The sequence below is a fragment of the Vibrio sp. 1402 genome, assembly GCF_033340275.1.
The window spans coordinates 540,272-558,945 of the sequence record NZ_JAWOWE010000001.1; the positions used below are offsets into that span (position 1 = coordinate 540,272).

Genomic DNA, 18,674 nt, shown 5'->3' on the forward strand with positions numbered 1-18,674 from the left:
GCACACTTGGCATCGTCCATTGGAACTAAAATCGGCCCGCAATTTACGAGCCGATGATCATTTCGTCACTAAGAACCCATTATTCGCGAGTGGAGCCAGTCTTTGAGCTCAGCCCGGTTATGTTTTAACACGTTCATTTCGTGATCATCAATCGGGCTTCCTTGAAGTTCTAGTACGCGGATTTCCTTATCTAAAGCATTGTAGTTTTTAACGGTTTCAGCAAATGATGCATCGTTTTCGGTAAGCTGAGTAATGGTATCCAAATGTTCTGGGAATTCATGAGTTAATGAGTGATTTTCACCTAACATAGAGACCTCTTGGCTATTATTTGAGTACAAAATAGTGCCTAATTTTTGAGCACCACATGTATAACCGTAGCATCTAATGAGACGTTAATTCGTCGCACCGTCCACAAAAAGAACAACAAAGTTATTTTCAATTTTTCCTAGAAAGTGTTTTCTTTTTAGTCTCAATAGTCGAATGCAAAAGATGCCACTATGATCGTTCTATATTAACCCTCAACAATGAGAGCGATCATGCGAAAGACAATTCTAGTTACTGGATCTACTGACGGTATTGGTTTAGAAACCGCGAAAATGTTAATTAACCGTGAACAACACGTAATAATTCATGGCCGGAATATAGAGAAAGTTCAACAAGTTGAGCAAAGTTTGAGGGAGATGAAAAGTGGTAAAGTTGAAAGCCTTGTTGCTGATTTATCCTCTCCCAATGCGGTAAAACAGATAGTGATGGAGATAACAGAACGGTTCAATCATTTAGACGTCATCATTAACAATGCTGGTGTGTACGCAACACCAAATCCAAGAACTAAAGAGGGTCTTGATGTACGCTTCGCAGTCAACACCATTGCTCCCTACTTACTCACTAGAGAGCTATTGCCGTTGCTCGGAGATACGGGTCGTGTGGTTAATTTGTCTTCAGCTGCACAAACAACAGTAAACACTAGCGCTTTACTCGGTAACAAACCATTGTCAGATGGCGAAGCATATGCCCAAAGCAAATTGGCATTAACGATGTGGTCACGAGCAATCGGACTAAAGCTTAAGAACACTGGCCCTATGTTGGTATCAGTAAACCCAAAATCATTCCTAGGTAGTAAGATGGTTAAAGATGCTTATGGGGTTGCTGGTGGTGATATCCGCTTAGGAGCAGATATTCTAACTCGCGCTGCGCTATCAGAAGAGTTTGCTCAAGCGCATGGTATGTACTTCGATAATGACATTGAAGCATTCGCGCCCCCACACCCTGATGCATTAGATCAAAGCAAAACACAGCAGATAATTGATACTATTGAATTAATCTTAAGCAAACTCTATTAATAACAATTAAGAATTATCTTGAGGTTCGTTTTTATTCGGACCTTAAAAACAATGTATTCGATAAGTGAAACTTGTTATCACTTTTCCGCAAACTCCCAATAAGGTGGCGTGCCATAGTATTCAGCAAAGTAATCAATAAAGGCACGCACCTTAGGCGCAATTAAACGAGAGCTTGGGTACACAGCCCAAATCCCAGCATCCATCGCTAAAGGGTGATCTTCGAGTACTTCCACTAGCTGACCACTTTGTAATTCTTGATAAACACTCCAAACCGAGTTGATAGAAATACCTAACCCGTTTACCGTCGCGTCTCTCATCGCATCACCATTATCGGTTTTAAAACGACCAGAAGTTCTTACATTGAACATTCCATCTTTTGTATTGAATGACCAATTATTCATTCCAACTAAGTTAATACATTCATGATTCGTCAAGTCTTGGGGCTTGTTAGGTCTCCCAAATTGTTCAATATAATCTGGTGATGCAACGATAATACGACGATCTGGCGCAAGCTTTCTTGCGACCAATGAAGAATCTTTCAACTCAGCGACACGAATGGCGACATCGAAACCTCCCTCAACCAGATCAATAATGGAATCAGAAAATCGGCAGTCCACGGTTAACCCTAGGTAACGCGCCATAAAACCTTTTAATGCGGGCACAATATGCAAGCGACCAAAAGTTGCAGAGGCGGTTATACGTAATACTCCCGTTGGCGCACTCTGCCCTGAGCCAACAGCTCCCCTTGCTGCCTCCACTGTTGCAAGGACCTCCTCCGCGTGAGGTAAAAAAGCCTGCCCTTCTTCAGTTAAGGAAACTTTGCGTGTGGTGCGATGAACTAAACGAACTCCTAAGCTGTCCTCAAGTTTGTTGATGTGCGCACTAGCGACAGCAGGAGAAAGTCCAAGCTCCTGACCAGCCATGCTGATGTTGTGTGTCGAAGCCAAACGGACAAATAGCTTTACATGATCGATGTTCATTTAATTTTCAATTATTTGTAAAAAATCACCATATAGAGCTTAGCATTTTCTTCCTTACGGATAGTAAATAAATACTCCAGTTAGAAAAAACTGATGGGCAGATAGAAGTCCAGCTCAAACGCCTCATCATGGCTAAGGAAATGGTTTTTATGATAGTGAACATAAGCGGGAGTAGAACGCTGCTTAAAGCCTGAATTCGGCAACCACTTTTCTAACACCATACTCAATTGAGGAAGAAGCTCTCCATATACCCCTGTTAAGCGAAAAACAGCATGCAAACCACCCGGAATCGTCATTTGATTCACGACACCGCGTACTTTAAGCGGCTTATCAATCGCCATACAAGCCACATAGCGACACTTATCGAGCTCAACCCAAGCGGGGTTGGAGTGATGCAAACCGTATTGAACCGAAAAGTCCCGATTCTCAGAGCTTGCCCACGCCTTCAAAATCAGCCACGCATTACGAATGGAACGGCTATAACCCTCATGCCGCACATAAGCCGCAAAGCGTTGTGGAACCTCCATAATTTTAGGTTCTGGCAACTCGCGTTTAGCAACCCGATGATAACCCGCAGCCACTTCCGGATCTTTTAGATACGGCTTTTCTGCGACTTGTAAATCATGCTTTCGCCACGCGCCAGGAGACATAGCGAACGTTGCTTTAAATGCTCGGCTAAAAGAAGATACCGAGCTAAAGCCGCACTTGTTAGCAATGTCTAACACCGACGAGCTGGTATCAAACATCAGTTGATTGGCGGCGTATTCCATTCTTGTGCGACGGATATATTGATGGACAGACTCCCCTACCACATCTTTAAAAATACGATGGAAGTGCTGTTCAGAATAGGCTGCTACATCTGCTAGCTCTTTAGCCGATAAATCTCTGCTAATGTCCTGGTGAATGTAAAACAGCACGTCATTGATTCTGGAAACTTGTTGATGGCTCACGGAGTAAACTTTCGCTTAAATAGCATAAACAGACATATTTAACAGCATAAATGGACACACCAAGCTTGGCAATTTACCTATACTATTTCTGACATAAAAAAAGACAATTACGAGAAGCACAGCACATGGAAATCGCACAGTCATTACAACAAACTAAGTCATCCTACATCCGAGAGATCCTCGCAGCAGCGAGCGATAAGAACGTTATTTCTCTTGCAGGTGGCTTGCCGGACGAAAAAACCTTCCCGATCGACTTAATGAAACCGACTCTCGAAAACCTCGCTAATATGCCAGAGGTGTTTCAATATGGCGCAACAGCAGGCTACGCCCCGCTACTTAACTTTTTGACCGATTATTACCAGCTGCCAGAATCTCATTTGGCGATGATCACAACGGGCTCTCAGCAAGGGCTAGATTTGATTGCGCGTGCGTACGTGAACCCGGGCGATAAAGTGGTGATGGAAGCACCGAGCTACCTTGGTGCTATGCAAGTATTCGGTCTAGTGCAAGCCAACATCGTGACCGTTTCACAAACCGAGTGTGGTCCAAACCTTGAAGAACTCGAACAATGCTTTGCCACGCAGCAACCAAAAATGTTCTACGCCGTACCCGATTTTCACAACCCAACGGGCGTATGCTGGGCGCTAGAGACTCGCCAAAAAGTTGCCGAGCTTTGTATCCAATACGACGTTGCATTCATTGAAGACGCACCATACCGCGAGCTGCGTTTTTCTGGTGAAGCACTGCCGCTAGTTTCGGATTTCTGCCCGCAGCACTCCATCGTATTGCGCTCTTTCTCCAAAATAGCTTCACCAGGCTTGCGTATTGGTGTAGTTACGGGCAAGAGTAGCTACCTTGAGCCACTCATCAAAATTAAACAAGGTGCCGATCTGCACTCTAGTATTCCTATGCAAGCTTTGCTGCATGGTCTACTGCAACATGACAACTTCGAAACGCACATTTCAACCATCTGTGCGCTTTACAAATCACGTTACGATGTCATGTTTGCTGAACTGCAAAAACAGCTGCCAGAAAGTTGCGTACTCAAACCCGTCGATGGTGGTATGTTCGTTTGGGTCGAAATTCCAGAATGCGACACCTTCGAACTGGCGAAAAACCTTCTCGCAAACTGGGTTGCTGTAGTGCCGAGCCCGGTCTTTTATCCAGAAGGTTCAAAGGTAAAAGCCGCTCTGCGTCTTAACTTTACCAATGCCACACCAGAAGAACTGACGACAGCTGTCTCTCGACTCGCGGATGTCCTCAACACGTTGTAATTGAACGCGAGTGTAAGAACCTGCCTTTGAGATTCAAAAAAGTCTCAAAGGCAGCATCAAAAAAGTTCCCCAAAAAAATTTATATTTTTCCTTCAAATCAACTCTCTACAGTAAGTGCCTGTTTTCTCTTGAACCTCTCACTCATATAAAAATGAGAACTCAATCACGTATTTGATGGTTAGAAAAGTTACGTCTATCTTTCAGTCAAAGACATCAACTTCGCAGCGTTAATGCTCTCAATTTCAGACACTTTATCAATCGTGGCTTAGCGGTTGATAAACGACTAAAAAAGCATCTGTGGGCAGACCCACTACGAAGGGTTGACCAGAACCATTCTGAATGTCGCGAGCCAATCTTTTGATTGGCAATTACGTCAGTGAATCGCACCAAATGACAGAGGGGTTATCAGGATGAATACTCGAACCACGACAGGACTCGTCACCATCGGCTGGTCCGTTACACTTTCACTTTTTACCGCATTCGCCGTGTATGCCAATACGTCGCCAAACTGTAGTGACGTATTAGCGGGCAACACAACCGCCGCATCGCAAAAAATGATGGTTTTATTGGGCGAAGACATCACCAAATCTAACCGTATAACTACGGTGATTCCAGCCGAAAACAATCCATTTGTGACCGAAGAACTGGTTTCGGTTTCTAACGACGTATCGCCAAACGGTCGTCTTTCACAAAAGAGTTTGGACGAGATTCGGAAAGTCCGCTCAAATCTAGAGAAAGCAGCACAGGAAGTAAGCCGATTACAGGGCACTTTTGAAGTGGCTTTCATCAGTTTGATTGATGGTTACTGCCAATTTTCTAATCATAAACGTACTCAACATGCCAAAATCGACTTTGACCATTTGGAAGGCCTCACTTTGTATTCAATCCCCGCTTTAATAGCAATGGTCGATCAGTCGTACTACATGGCAAAGAATCGAATCGCTAATGAGCAGAAACAGTTAAGCGACATTGAAAAAGAGAAACAGCGGCAGAAACAACAAGCAACTGCGGCAGCAGCCGCTCGTTACCAAGACGGTAACGTACTCGTAAGAGTCGAGAACTTTGATGGCGCTAATGTGACATTTTCCGTTACTAACATTGGATCACAAGGATCATTACAACCAAATTTCAACACGTTTAATGCATATCGCACAGAAAGTGGAGAATTAATCTACAAGTCAGAATCTTTATTACACCTGGCGGATACTGCAGGTAACACACTTGAAACAATGGGTATCGCTGAGCTCTCATCACAAGGTGGAAGTGACATATCGATCTCTCCTGGAGAAACCCGAAAATTCGTTACTAGCATTGCTTCAGAAGTCGCGCCACATACGCAGTTGAGCTTAGAGTTTCCAGCCAAAGTGCTTAATACCGAGCGAGACTTTACATTGTCGTTTTCTGATACATCAGCGGTGGCGACAGCAAACGTTAATTAACGCAAAGTCTCCAGTATTTGTAGAACGCATCAAAGACAGGCGAGCAGCGCCTGTCTTTCAATTATGAGCAAGAAAATCGCTACTGTTTGCACTTGTAAGCATTTGCAAACATCGTCACTGACGTAGAAAAGCTCAACGGTTGATACAAGTACAAGGTATCTGCGCCTAAATCCACCGCCTTGATGCGCATTTGGTTTAGCGTCCCCCAAACCATGTCTTTATCTGCGTGAAACCAGTAATCGTAAAAGTGTCCTTCTGAGCCGATCACGGTACCCATTAGTTCACAGTTTTCAATCGCATTCACATTGTCCCAAAGCACCTGTACTTGCTCAGATTCTTGAGTTGGGAACGTCACACATCCCGTTAATGATGCCGCTAACGCGAGAGTCATCACTCGCTTTTTCATACTTATATCGCCAAAATTTTTCATAGATGGCAGATTTTATGAATGGCTGATGTGATGACTAGCAAAAACTTTTTATCGCGTGTTCAAGCAGAATTAATGGACAACGGAAAAGATCCAAAAGGTGATCATGCAACTAGCGAGCAAAAGCCTAATCACTCAGACCTAGCAATAAAGCTGTATCTGAGATACAACAGTAACGATTAAATAGCCGCGAGGGATAGAGTTTGGTTGCTAAAAATAAGCTAATTCGCTACACAGCTACGGAAGTCGCTGATGCATTTGACAAAGAAGATGAGCTCATTAAACAAGTTCAGTCCAACCAACTCTCGCAAGTGCTATTGCTTTGGCAAGTAAAAAGTCCAACGCTCGTGCTTCCCGCGGGTAAGAAATGGCCAGTGTCTAATGAGTTAGAACATGCGTTAAATACGTCTGGCTGGAAGCTCTTTTCTCGTAAAACCGGTGGTGCCCCAGTCCCTCAGGTGCCAGGTATTATCAATCTATCCCACATTTACCACTGGCCAGAAGGCGAGCCTTACAACATCAAAAAAGCGTATCTCGATTTATGTGCGATATTAACGGTTTTCTTTAAACAGCTCGGCGTGAAAGTGGATGTTCATGCTACGCCTTATTCCTACTGCGATGGCGAGTACAACCTCAACATTGGCGGGCAAAAAGTCGTGGGAACCGCGCAGCGTGTTTTACTTAAAAAAGGCGGCGGACAAGTGGTATTGTCACAAGCATGCATTCTGATTGATGCCGACGTCGAGAAGATTGTCGAACCAGTACGAATGTGTAATCAGCTTTGCGGTCACAGCGATGATATTCGTGGTGATGTCCACACACCGCTCTTCCATCATGTATCCGACCGCCCATCGGTAGATTCGCTCTTTCAACAATTGACGAGTGCGTTTTTAACGCATGCAAAAGCGGAGTAATGAAAGGAGCAAGCCTCCCCCACACTCCGAAAAGCATTCGATAAACTCAAACTGCATGCCGTGATAGCGATGTAAGAATGGGCATCGCCAACGTAAAACCATTCAATCGATCGATCAAACCAGTTATCAGTTTTGCCTGCCAAAAAGAAATGAGATCCAGTTCAAATATTTATCCATGACGGAATTAGTTGAAGCCTGCGCGTAAAAGCCTCAGAATGTCGCACTTTTCGTACCGATTTGTTTTCGGCGCGTTGTTATCTAACTCTACAATTGAGAATCATACATATGGGTTTTACCTCGTTAGGTCTATCTGCTCCAATCCTTAAAGCTATTCAAGAGAAAGGCTACGACACCCCTTCGCCAATTCAGGCAAAAGCAATTCCTGCTATTTTGGAAGGGAAAGACGTAATGGCAGCAGCGCAGACTGGTACAGGTAAAACTGCAGGCTTTACGCTACCGATTCTTGAGCGTTTATCGAACGGCCCTCGCGTTCGTGCTAACCAAGTGCGTGCACTTATCCTGACGCCAACGCGTGAACTTGCGGCTCAGGTGCAAGAAAACGTGTTTATGTACGGCCGTCATCTTCCACTAAGCAGTGCGGTTGTTTTTGGTGGTGTGAAGATCAACCCGCAAATGCTGCGTCTTCGCAAAGGTGTGGATGTGTTGGTAGCAACACCAGGCCGCCTGATGGATTTGTACAACCAAAATGCGGTGAAGTTTGACCAACTAAAAGTTCTGGTACTGGATGAAGCAGACCGCATGTTGGATATGGGCTTTATCCGTGACATTCGTAAGATCCTAGCTCTGCTACCAAAACAACGTCAGAACCTACTTTTCTCTGCAACTTTCTCGGATGAAATCCGCGACCTTGCGAAAGGCTTGGTGAACAACCCGGTTGAGATTTCCGTTAACCCGGCAAACTCGACGGCGAGAACGGTTGAGCAAAGCATCTACCCAGCAGACGTGAAGAAGAAAGCACCGATGTTGGTTAAATTGATCAAAGACGGCGATTGGAAGCAAGTGCTGGTGTTTACGAAAACGAAACACGGCGCAAACCGTCTGGCGAAGTTCCTGATCGAACAAAATCTACCGGCTGCTGCCATCCACGGCAACAAGAGCCAAGGCGCGCGTACCAAAGCACTGGCGGATTTTAAATCGGGTGAAATTCGTGTGTTGGTCGCGACGGACATTGCTGCGCGCGGTATCGATATTCCGCAATTACCGCAAGTGGTGAACTTTGAGCTACCGAAAGTGGCAGAAGACTACGTTCACCGTATTGGTCGTACTGGCCGCGCGGGCGAAGTAGGTAAAGCGATTTCACTGGTGTGTGCGCTAGAAGCATCTGAGTTGTTTGCGATTGAACGTTTGATTCAAGAAGTACTACCACGTAAAGAGTTGGAAGGTTTTGCGCCAACCAATGTGGTGCCAGAATCTAAACTGGATACGCGCCCAATCAAACCGAAAAAACCTAAGAAGCCGAAAAAACCAAAAGCGCCAAATGCTGCAAGTGAAAATGCCCCAGCAGCCGAAAAGAAAGCAGGCAATGGTGCAAACAAACCTAAACGTCGCTTCAACGGTGGTAGCAACGGCAACAAAAACAGCACCAACCAAGGCGGTGCAGGCAAGCCTAAAGGCAACCGTGAAGGCCAAAGTCGTGCAAACAGTAAACCAGATGACCGCAAACCTAACGGCAACAAGCCAAATGGTAATAAACCGAATGGAAATAAACCAAACGGTAATAAGAGTGGCAACGCTGGTAAACCGTCTGGTAACCGCAAGCCAAACAATGCTAAGCCTGCAGGAAACAAACCATCAGGTAAGCCTCGTCCGCAGGCGGCAAACTAATCTGTAAACGGCCTCCGATAGCAAATACAACAAAGCCGCTGATAATCTCAGCGGCTTTGTTTTTCTTAGAACACAGCTTTGTTAAAACAGCCTACATTAAAGGTGTGATTCGAATATCTGCGATTTGCGCTTCGTTCTTTTCACCCTCAATACCACCAGCGTAGATGTAGGTTTCATTCGATGTGAGGTAACTCATATTGAAGTGGTCCTTCAACGCGATCTGATAGGTTTTCCCCTGCTCCAACGCTACTTCAATTGGCGTTGAGTAACGCATACCTTGGTTTTCACCAATATGGCCCATCTGCAAGTAACCTTGGCCAACCACCTTACCTTCATCATCCAATACCTCTAACAATTTCACGGTGTTCGTGATGCCAGTATTAAGTTGCCCTAGGTTATTGTTGTACCAAGCATCGAACTGGTAAGTGCCCGTTACAGGAACTGTAAACGACTCTGCACCTTTTACGATGCCGCTGTCTTTGCTCACCGTAACTACCGATACATTGTCTTTGAGTGGCTGATATTCACCATCAAGTTTGATGCGGATCTCTTCACCGACACAAACAGGTTGGCTTGGGTTAGAACGGAAGCCTTTATCGTTAATGCTTTCAGCCAAATAACAAGCAAAACCTGTTGGCGTATCGGAATAAGATTGAGCAATCACGTTCTTTTGAATCAGCTCGCCATTGCGATACAAGTTCACGTTGTACTTACTCGTCACGTCAATCGAAACCGAATTATCAACGCTTTTTACCACCAACGTTGGCTCTTGCGGAGAATAAACGCGACTGTCTTCACTTGCATACGGTTTCACACCAGAAACTAAAGTAATGCTGCTATCTACATTCACAAGCGCGCCCAATGTCACGTGGAAATGCCCCTCATCGTCCATCGTGACATTTTCAACTGGGTAGTAACCTGTTTCATCTTTGCTTACTTCAGGCAAGTCAATCGTTACCGAGTAGTTCTTTCCTTTGAAGGCAAAGTTTTCCAACGTGATTTGTTCAGACTGAGCCAACAAGTTATTGCGCACCCAACTTGTGATAAACGGCTTCACTTCCAACTTGCCCGTTTCGGTATGGATGCCGAATAGGGTCTCTATCACCATGTTCAAGTAGCCACCCACAGACCAAAGCTGACGCTGAGAGTTAATAACTGGGCCATCCATGCTTGGATCTTCACCATGATCACTATGGATGATGAATGACTTACCAGAAAGCCACTCTAAGTTTTCCATGTTGGATAAATTAGTTGCCGTGCCACGAACCAACGATTGAATCGCATTGTTCGCCGCAGCCACGTTTTGTGTTTGATGCGCGGCGCGCAAGCTGTACGCGGTAACAAATGGCCAAATTGCGCGATTATGGTACACAGGCACGTCCGGTTGTTGAGGGAAGTAAACCGGCACGCCAAACTCACTGTGTGGGTAATTGGCCATGATTTGTTTCGCCTGCGCATCACTTGCCACGCCACTGATGATCGCCAACGCTTCGCCCAACATATCGTATTTGTCGACCGCGATGTCTTTGCCATTGTCAAACAAATAGCTTACGTACATACCGCGTTCGGCATTCCAAAACTGATCGTTGATAGCGGTTTTTAACTGCTCAGCCCACTCGGTGTATTTGACCGCGTTGGTTGAGTCGTACTTCTCTGCCAACTTAGCCGCGAGCTGAATCGCGCGGTAGTGAACCACGTTTGTCGATAACGCTTTGCTGCTACCAATCGCATTGACATCGTTTGGCGTCCACGTTGAGTAAGTTTGCTCACGCCAATCGAGGAATGATTGCTCACCAGTGTATAAACCGGATTTCGCATCAAAAGCCGCCAGGCGATCGGCTTCAAGTGTATTACTGATAGCGTTATATGCGCGCTCAGCAAACTGGTTGTACTCTTCTCCATCCAATGCCGAAAGTAAGCGTTCTGCACCAAGCGCCCAAGTCGTACGGTCGGTACTGATTGGCCAGCTACCGCCAGTGCCCGTGTCTTGCACAATCTGCTCGCCATCGTATTGCTGATCGGTCGTATCGCGGAAAGCGGACAATTTGAAATTCAAACCATTTTGCACCCGAGTTGGATTCATCAATGCAAGCGAAAGGTCTGCTGCGTACGCCAAATCACGCGTCCATACGTAATGCCACTTCGCGCCCGTCTCAAAAACTTCCGCTTTGATTGGGTTGTTGTAGTTGTAATTGCCGTCTTTGATTTCAGAAACGGCAAGCTGGTCTAGCTCTTTCATCGTCAATGCAAACAACGCGTCAAACGCGACATCACCCGACACCACTCGCGGTCCTGTTTGTTCATTAATCACTAAGCCTTGGTCGAGCGCATCACGCAATTCTGTCGTCGTTGAAATACCAAATTCACGCAGCTCAGTTTTAGGATCTTTCACCGAGAAAATCACGGTATCACTCGAGTCATCGTAATTGGCGAACAGTTTCACTTCTTTATTCTGATGCCCTTCATGCACCATTGCAGGGTCGAGAATCGCATCAGAGTAGTATTTTTCCGCTTCTTCTTGCGTTGCTTTCGTCACAGTCATTGTCGCGCGACTTTCATCGGCAAAGCTCACAGAAAACTTGTAATACCCTTTGTCTTCAAACGTGATCTCAGAGTTGCAATCATCGTTCATACACGCTTCATTCGTGTCTGGTTTTGGCAGGTACTCTTGAGCTTTATCGAACGCCGCGGGCTCCTCAAAATAGGTGTATTGGATCTGCCAACCCGGATCAGCAATCTTGAACTGATTGCTACCTCGGGCGACGCGCAGTACGGTTTCGTACTCGTTATTACCCAAATAGTTTAGCTTGGCATGCTCTGCCGTGCCCCAATCCCCATTTAAACCACGTAAATATAAGTCGGCTGAAATAATTGGTTTGTCGACCGGCACAGGCGCATCAGAGGAATCTGACCCACATCCAGCAAGACCAATACAAGACGCGACAGCAAGCGCAATAAAACTCGGTTTCATGTTCATCCCTTAGATTGTTGTTTTGGCGACAGTCTAAAGAACACCCTTTTGATGGGAAAATAGGAAGTCAGGAGCGAGCTATAGATAACATCTATACGTCAAACCCCAACAGTGATGTAGATCTATGAAATGCGCATAATTTCAATCAAATGAGATTACAGATTTGTGATTTATAAATGAAATTGTGCAAAATACCCCTCGTTCTTAGAGGGGAAAGAAAATGGACAAATCTCTGCAGCAATTTTTACTGGTTGCACGCTGCCAAAGCATCAGTGCTGCGGCAAGAATGGCAGGGTTAAGCCAGCCAACGGTAACAAGCAATTTAAAGAAGCTGGAAGAGAATCTCGGCGTGACGCTGTTTGAACGTCATCCTAATGGCATGGTGTTGACCGAATACGGACGCATCCTCTATCGCCATAGCAACGCGATGCAGCATGAATACAACCAAATGATGCAAAGCATTGATGAACGAAAACAGTATCAAGTCGGAAAAATTAAAATGGGTACTGGCGATGCGTGGTGGCCGCTGTTCGTCAAACAAGCACTCAATGACCATCTGACCAAGCAGCCTTCGGCATCTACGCACGTCGAATTTGGCAACCACTTAGGCTTGATGGATTCATTAATCAACGAACAGATTGAATTCTTCATCGGCCACGAGATTGTCGGCTTGTCGTCTAAATGCGATGTTACGTTTATTCCGCTATTTCAAACGGTTGATGCCTATTTTGTTTCCCCAAACCATCCACTGCTAGGGAAAACCGTCACCGAAGAGATGCTGCACGAATACCCCGCTCTTTCAGTCACTTATGACGCTAAGAAATTCGCTCACGTCATCGATAACCCAATCCCGAAACAAAATGAACGCGAAAGGCAGCAACTGGATGACAGACCGACTTACGAAGTGGATTCTCTGCTCGCCAGTATTGATGTACTGAAAGAAAGCGTCGCGGTGATGTCTTATACCGGCCACCTGAAACCGTATTTGGAATCCTTTGGCTTACGATGCTTAACCATGGAAAACGAACCAAACCCTGGCACCGTCGGGATTTATCGCCACCGCCGAGAAACCTCTGAATCGCATCTAGATCTGATTGCTGGCATCACTCAGCGCGCTAAATTGCTCAACTAGAAAGTCCAAAAACAGGCGAACTCTTTTCGGTTGATATTGGCGGCTTTGATAAATGACATGTAGATCCGCTTCAGCGCCTTGCGAAAAGGCGCTGAAGTTTTTCATATACCCATCCAAAACCGTTACTAAACGTTGTTTTTTGAGGTCTTGCTGAATATCTAAAATCGATTTCAACGCAATCCCCGCACCGTCCAACGCCCATTGTCGAATCACTTCACCATCATCAGAAAAGCGCTTTGGCGTGACCGTAATCGTTTGGTGAGACTCTTCATCTTTAAAGTGCCACGTTTTTAATTCTTCATTGCTGCGCACCATGGCTAAGCAGCGATGATTCGCGAGATCTTGTGGGCAGTTTGGGACACCTTGCTTCGACAAATAATCAGGTGACGCACACAGCACACGTTGACTCGATGCCAGCTTGCGCGAGATGAGATTACTGTCCGCTAACTCACCGTAACGAATCACTAAATCGAGCCCCGATTCAGCCAAGTTCGATAAATTGTCATTAAGATAAAGATAAGGCGTCACATCCGGATATTGCTCAGAAAAAGCCGACACCATCGGCGAAATAATTTGTTTGCCAATATCTCGTGGAGCTGAAATTTTCAACGTTCCGCGCACTTCCGAAATACCCGTTTGCAGTAAGTTTTCCGTCTCTTTCACGCTATCAATGATGTTCAGACAAGCTTGATGGTACATTGCCCCTGCGTCCGTGAGTGATACGTGGCGTGTGCTTCGGTTGAGCAGCTTTACGCCATAGCGTTCTTCTATCGCTTGCAGCCTTGCCGTTACCGTCGCCGGAGACAAACCTAACTCCCTTCCCGCCGCTGCCAGACCTTGATGTTTAACGATGGCGACAAACAACGTCATATCCGAAAACTTATCCACCTTCGCGCCCTTATTATTTGGAAAAACTGAATAATCAATTCAGATATAACCCAATTATCAAATTAAGTCGAATCCATATACTGACCCTATCGACATTGTTTAGACCCAGAACGTTATGTGACAGGGCAAAGTTAAACGCCGTAACGCTGTTCAACGCACAACAACACGCCCTGCCCAGCCAAGAGATAGGAAACAAAAATGAAACTGTACATTTATGAACATTGCCCCTTTAGCGCCCGCGTCCGTTTTGTTGCAGGCATGCTGAATATTCAGCTCGATGTCATCAACATTGCTTATGACGACGAGAGCACCACCACAAACCTCATCGGCGCAAAACAAGTTCCTCTTTTGATCAAAGACGATGGTGAAGCCATGGCGGAAAGCTTAGACATCATCAACTACTTCCTTGAATTGGCATCTTCCAATGAAAGCAGCCAACCCTCAGCACCGGTTTTAGACTGGCAAAAACAAGCGTTTTTACCGCTACAAAAAGTCGGGTATCCGCGTTGGTCAAACATGACGTTACCGGAATTTGCAACAGAAACCGCTAAACAAGCATGGCGTGCAAAAAAAGAAACCGAAGCGTTAAATTTTGAAGCCTTGATTAACGATACACCTGCGATTGCGAAAGAAGTCGCCGCTTTGATAGAACAAACTAAACCCTTGCTCAACCTAAGTTCAGAAAAGCAAACGTCACTGGTTGATCAAGCCATTATGTTTTCCATTCTACGCGGCTTTTTCAGTGCGCCCGAAGTGCAATGGGATCCAGCCGTACTTCACTGGATGGCAACCGCTCGTAAAGCGACCAACGTGCCAGTACTTATCTAAGGAGCGCATCATGAAACAAAGAACAAATAAGCTGTTTGAACCAGCTCAACTGAAAGCGTTGTCACTACAAAACCGTATTGTCATGGCACCAATGACTCGCGCACGCACCACTCAGCCGGGCAACATCCCGAATGAGATGATGGCAACGTATTATCAACAACGCGCTTCTGCCGGGCTGATCATTTCCGAAGCCACACAAATTTCGGACGATTCTCAAGGCTATTCGTTCACCCCTGGCGTTTACACCGATGCGCAAGTGGCGGGCTGGCAAGGTGTGACCCAAGCGGTCAAATTACAAGGAGCAGCGATGTTTTGTCAGCTATGGCATGTAGGCAGAGTGTCTCACCCAACATTCCAAAATGGTGAACAGCCTATCGCGCCATCTGCGCTCGCTCCGGTAGAGACGCAAGTTTGGATTGCGGACGAACAAGGCAACGGCAATATGGTCGATTGTGTTGAGCCACGCGCAATGACACAAGCGGATATCAACCGAGTTGTCGGTGATTTCGCGAACGCAGCCAAACGCGCCATTGAATCGGGTTTTGATGGTGTAGAAATCCACGGCGGGAATGGGTATCTGATCGATCAGTTCTTAAGAACCAACTCAAATCATCGAACAGACAACTACGGCGGTTCACGAGAAAATCGTATCCGTTTTCTTATCGAAGTAGTGGATGCAGTTATCGCCGCTGTTGGTGCGCATCGAGTTGGAGTGAGATTGGCACCATTCATTACGTTTAAAGATATGGACTGCCCAGATATCGTGCCAACAATCTTAGAGGCATCAAAACAGCTACAGGAGCGCGACATTGCCTACTTGCACTTGTCCGAGGCCGATTGGGCCGATGCACCAACGATTCCCGAGACGTTTCGAATCGAACTTAGAAAGCGCTTTCGCAACGCTATCATTGTCGCAGGTCGCTACAATCCTCAACGAGCAAACGAAGTGTTAGAGAAAGGCTACGCGGATCTTGTCGCATTCGGACGACCATTCGTAGCAAACCCAGACTTAGTCTCTCGCTTGCAACATCACCATCCGTTGGCAGAACTCGATGGCTCAACGTTGTTTGGCGGAAACGAACGAGGCTACACCGATTACCCTGCTCTGCAACAGGAATGCGCAGAACAGGCCTAACAAAAAAAGCCCCAACCTAGCTGCTACGGTTGGGGCTGTCACCAAACTAAAATTGGTTTTAGCTAGCTTAATCTGGCTAAGAATTAAATCACTTCTAACGCGCCGCAGCGCCAAGGTTCGATAACGACTTTGATGTGGTCATTTGGCGTCATTAACTGTCTAAACGCATCTTCCACACCATCGATTCCCACTTTGGCGGTGAGCATTTTCTGCCAAGGCAACTTATGTTCGGCAATCGCTTGTAGGCATTGCTCAAACTCGTGCGGTTGGTAGTAGTAAGAGAATCTCAAATCGAGCTCTTTTACCGTCGCGTACGCATAGTTAATGGTTGCTGGAGTCGTATGAATGCCTGATACAACGATTCGCGCTCGGGCAGGAGCGCGGCGCAGAAAATCGTCAATCAATGTATGCTTGCCAACACACTCATAAATGACCAGGCGTGAGTTCATCGCGTACTGCTCACCAACGGCGATCTCGTCTTCCTTGGTCGGGTTGATCAATCGATTTGCGCCAAACTCGCTAGCAAGTTGCAACTTCTCTTCCTGAAGATCGACCGCAAGAATGTTACTCACGCCGCGTTGTTTGAGCGCTGCAATCACCGCCAGCCCTATAGGGCCGCAACCGACAACCAGCGCGGTTTCTTCCGTTTCGATTTCACTGCGATTGACCGCGTGCAAACCGACTGCCAGTGGTTCGGTCAATGCCGCCGCCTCAGACGGCATTCCGTCTGGGACAGGTAGCAATAACGCTTCATCAAGCAGGAAGTACTCAGAGTAAGCGCCATAAGTACCCGGAGTAACACCAACGCCCGCGCCATTTTGACTGAGTAACATCGGTACTGAGGTGACTCGGCTACCAACAGCCAACGTCTGTTGAGTGTCAGATCCGTATTCGACAATTTCCGCGCAGAACTCATGCCCCAACATCACTTGAGCGTGCTCACCGGCTTCATCAGGCATCAACCCGAGCTGGTGGAATACATCAAATACCTCATCCGCGTGTCGAGTCATGTGAAGGTCGGAGCCACAAATGCCACAGGCGAGACTACGAACCAACACTTGTCCCGCTGCGGGTTTAGGGATTTCGACTTGCTTCAGGCGGACACTACCATTCTGCATTACGATACTGTTCATCTGTTGCATGGGGTTACTCCGCTAGCTCATCGCTGAGGCCAGCAATCGCACCCGGTTTGATGTAGCGCGCGGTAAAGCCTTGTGCTTTCGCTGTTGCAATAACAACTTGCTCAATCCAACCTGCATCCATGATGTTGATGAAGTTACCTTCTTCGTCAAAGTTAATGTTTGCACCTTGGATCACCATAAATCCATCGGCACCGCCTGAGCTTTCAGGGCAGTGGAAGGTATGAATCGAACCGCCTGGCTCATATAAGTAGCTGCCAGAAGTTTGGACTTGATCTGGGTACTCAATGTAGTGCCAAGCGCCACTCAGCGTATAGAAATGCACCACGCCAGTGTGGAAGTGCTTAGGCAGAGTGATACCCGGTTTGAATTTGGCACGAATCACCCAAGTACCGTTTTCTGGGTCAAGAAACAACGGGTAAACATCCACACCCGGTAACGCGTCTTTGATGAGCGACTCCTCATTGGTATTAAGAGTTAATAAGAAATCTTGGTGCTGAATAACTTCTGGTAATGACATAACTTACATCCTCGCTATTGCTGTAATGTGGCGTACTCGCCTATCCCATAAGTGGGTACTTAAAATTCTCGAAACCGTCAGATGCGCAGATGGTACAACCGTTGATACAGTTGGCTTTCTCGCTGACCAGAAACGCCACCACATCAGCAATCTCTTCTGGTTGTGTGAAGTTTTGACGCATCTGTTCTTTGCGGATGTGGTCCCACAGGCCAATCTCTTCGTATTGCCTTAACATCGGAGTATCAACGCGTCCCGGAGCGACAGCGCAAACACGAATACCCAATGGTGCGAGTTCTAATGCGGCGCATTTGGTCATCATATCGACTGCGGCTTTACTGACGTTGTAGGTAAAGGTCATTTCAGACGCCATTTGCGCGTAAACCGACGATGTATTAAGAATTACGCCCGGCGTGCCTTGAGCTTGGAATTGTCTTCCAGAGGCAAGAATGCCGTAGTAAACGCCATTTTGGTTGACCTTAGAGATCGGCTCAAAATCGGCAATTGGGTCGTGGTCAAGCAGAGGTTTCGGTGCACCGATGCCCGCGTTGTTGACCATGATGTCAAGCGAGCCAAACTGTTCGACCGCGCACTTCACCATAGCTTCAACTTGTTGGTAATCGGTGACGTCCGCGACAAAGGTTCCCAACTGCTTTGAGTCAAAACTTGCGTACATTTGCAGTGATTGTTCTGAAATATCGACAGCAAGCACTTTGGCTCCTTGCTCTCTCAGCTTTGCAATGATGGCTTGGCCAATTCCACCAGCCGCCCCAGTCACGATGGCAGTTTTATTGATAAGTTCCATACAGCTTCTCATCCATACGTTGTTGTTATCGAAATGTAACTTAGCTCAACTCACTGGCACTCACTTGACCTTTTACGAAGTAAATTTGAT

The 18,674-nt window shown here is 46.3% G+C and carries 17 protein-coding genes; 8 read left to right on the plus strand and 9 right to left on the minus strand.

Features of this window, described 5'->3' with window-relative positions; translation table 11 throughout:
- Positions 1-68 precede the first annotated feature (68 nt).
- Positions 69-308 carry a YdcH family protein gene (locus R7044_RS02280; RefSeq protein ID WP_005373737.1) on the minus strand — a complete coding sequence of 80 codons (240 nt, stop codon included), beginning with the start codon at positions 306-308 and terminating at the stop codon, positions 69-71.
- Positions 309-536: 228 nt separating this feature from the next.
- Here R7044_RS02280 and R7044_RS02285 point away from each other — a divergent pair, with 228 nt between their 5' ends.
- Positions 537-1,340, plus strand: a complete 804-nt coding sequence (locus R7044_RS02285; protein WP_025767963.1) for an SDR family NAD(P)-dependent oxidoreductase — start codon at positions 537-539, stop codon at positions 1,338-1,340.
- 77 nt (positions 1,341-1,417) lie between these two features.
- Here R7044_RS02285 and R7044_RS02290 read toward each other — a convergent pair whose 3' ends face one another.
- A complete protein-coding gene (locus tag R7044_RS02290) occupies positions 1,418-2,320 on the minus strand; it encodes a LysR family transcriptional regulator (protein ID WP_225455320.1) in 903 nt (300 codons plus the stop codon).
- 80 nt (positions 2,321-2,400) lie between these two features.
- A complete protein-coding gene (locus R7044_RS02295) occupies positions 2,401-3,270 on the minus strand; it encodes an AraC family transcriptional regulator (RefSeq protein ID WP_005387011.1) in 870 nt (289 codons plus the stop codon).
- Between the two features lie 125 nt (positions 3,271-3,395).
- On the opposite strand from R7044_RS02295, the gene R7044_RS02300 reads away from it, so the two are divergent.
- Entirely contained in the window at positions 3,396-4,544 is a 1,149-nt protein-coding gene (locus tag R7044_RS02300) for a PLP-dependent aminotransferase family protein (protein WP_017819834.1), read from the plus strand.
- A gap of 410 nt (positions 4,545-4,954) precedes the next feature.
- Entirely contained in the window at positions 4,955-5,983 is a 1,029-nt protein-coding gene (locus tag R7044_RS02305) for a hypothetical protein (RefSeq protein WP_225455321.1), read from the plus strand.
- 79 nt (positions 5,984-6,062) lie between these two features.
- On the opposite strand, the gene R7044_RS02310 is transcribed toward R7044_RS02305, so the two are convergent.
- Positions 6,063-6,389, minus strand: a complete 327-nt coding sequence (locus tag R7044_RS02310; RefSeq protein WP_017633591.1) for a DUF4156 domain-containing protein — start codon at positions 6,387-6,389, stop codon at positions 6,063-6,065.
- Positions 6,390-6,613: 224 nt separating this feature from the next.
- On the opposite strand from R7044_RS02310, the gene R7044_RS02315 reads away from it, so the two are divergent.
- Together R7044_RS02315 and R7044_RS02320 are read left to right on the plus strand one after the other, a co-directional pair.
- Positions 6,614-7,324 carry a biotin/lipoate A/B protein ligase family protein gene (locus R7044_RS02315; RefSeq protein WP_005373753.1) on the plus strand — a complete coding sequence of 237 codons (711 nt, stop codon included), beginning with the start codon at positions 6,614-6,616 and terminating at the stop codon, positions 7,322-7,324.
- 285 nt (positions 7,325-7,609) lie between these two features.
- Positions 7,610-9,169: a DEAD/DEAH box helicase gene (locus R7044_RS02320; protein ID WP_225455322.1), complete on the plus strand. Its 1,560-nt coding sequence runs from the start codon at positions 7,610-7,612 to the stop codon at positions 9,167-9,169.
- Between the two features lie 91 nt (positions 9,170-9,260).
- Here R7044_RS02320 and R7044_RS02325 read toward each other — a convergent pair whose 3' ends face one another.
- Complete coding sequence (locus tag R7044_RS02325; protein WP_225455323.1) at positions 9,261-12,140, minus strand: amylo-alpha-1,6-glucosidase; 2,880 nt, start codon at positions 12,138-12,140, stop codon at positions 9,261-9,263.
- Between the two features lie 220 nt (positions 12,141-12,360).
- Here R7044_RS02325 and R7044_RS02330 point away from each other — a divergent pair, with 220 nt between their 5' ends.
- Positions 12,361-13,272 carry a LysR family transcriptional regulator gene (locus R7044_RS02330; RefSeq protein WP_046875830.1) on the plus strand — a complete coding sequence of 304 codons (912 nt, stop codon included), beginning with the start codon at positions 12,361-12,363 and terminating at the stop codon, positions 13,270-13,272.
- On the opposite strand, the gene R7044_RS02335 is transcribed toward R7044_RS02330, so the two are convergent.
- Positions 13,225-14,160, minus strand: a complete 936-nt coding sequence (locus tag R7044_RS02335) for a LysR family transcriptional regulator (protein WP_225455324.1) — start codon at positions 14,158-14,160, stop codon at positions 13,225-13,227. The two genes, R7044_RS02330 and R7044_RS02335, sit on opposite strands and share 48 nt — an antisense overlap.
- Before the next feature lie 198 nt (positions 14,161-14,358).
- On the opposite strand from R7044_RS02335, the gene grxB reads away from it, so the two are divergent.
- The gene (gene grxB, locus R7044_RS02340; RefSeq protein WP_137282799.1) at positions 14,359-14,988 is read left to right on the plus strand and encodes a glutaredoxin 2; all 630 of its coding nucleotides are present in this window, start codon (positions 14,359-14,361) and stop codon (positions 14,986-14,988) included.
- 10 nt (positions 14,989-14,998) lie between these two features.
- The gene (locus R7044_RS02345) at positions 14,999-16,123 is read left to right on the plus strand and encodes an alkene reductase (RefSeq protein WP_005387029.1); all 1,125 of its coding nucleotides are present in this window, start codon (positions 14,999-15,001) and stop codon (positions 16,121-16,123) included.
- Between the two features lie 83 nt (positions 16,124-16,206).
- Here the strand turns inward: R7044_RS02345 and R7044_RS02350 are convergent, their stop codons facing one another.
- The 3 genes from R7044_RS02350 to R7044_RS02360 are packed head-to-tail and all read right to left on the minus strand — an operon-like array spanning position 16,207 to position 18,584.
- Positions 16,207-17,265 (minus strand): zinc-binding dehydrogenase, encoded by a 1,059-nt coding sequence (locus R7044_RS02350; RefSeq protein ID WP_225455325.1) that lies wholly within the window; start codon positions 17,263-17,265, stop codon positions 16,207-16,209.
- A gap of 4 nt (positions 17,266-17,269) precedes the next feature.
- Entirely contained in the window at positions 17,270-17,782 is a 513-nt protein-coding gene (locus tag R7044_RS02355) for a 2,4'-dihydroxyacetophenone dioxygenase family protein (protein WP_225455326.1), read from the minus strand.
- A 40-nt stretch (positions 17,783-17,822) separates the two neighbouring features.
- The gene (locus R7044_RS02360; protein WP_225455327.1) at positions 17,823-18,584 is read right to left on the minus strand and encodes an SDR family NAD(P)-dependent oxidoreductase; all 762 of its coding nucleotides are present in this window, start codon (positions 18,582-18,584) and stop codon (positions 17,823-17,825) included.
- Between the last annotated feature and the right edge of the window lie 90 nt (positions 18,585-18,674).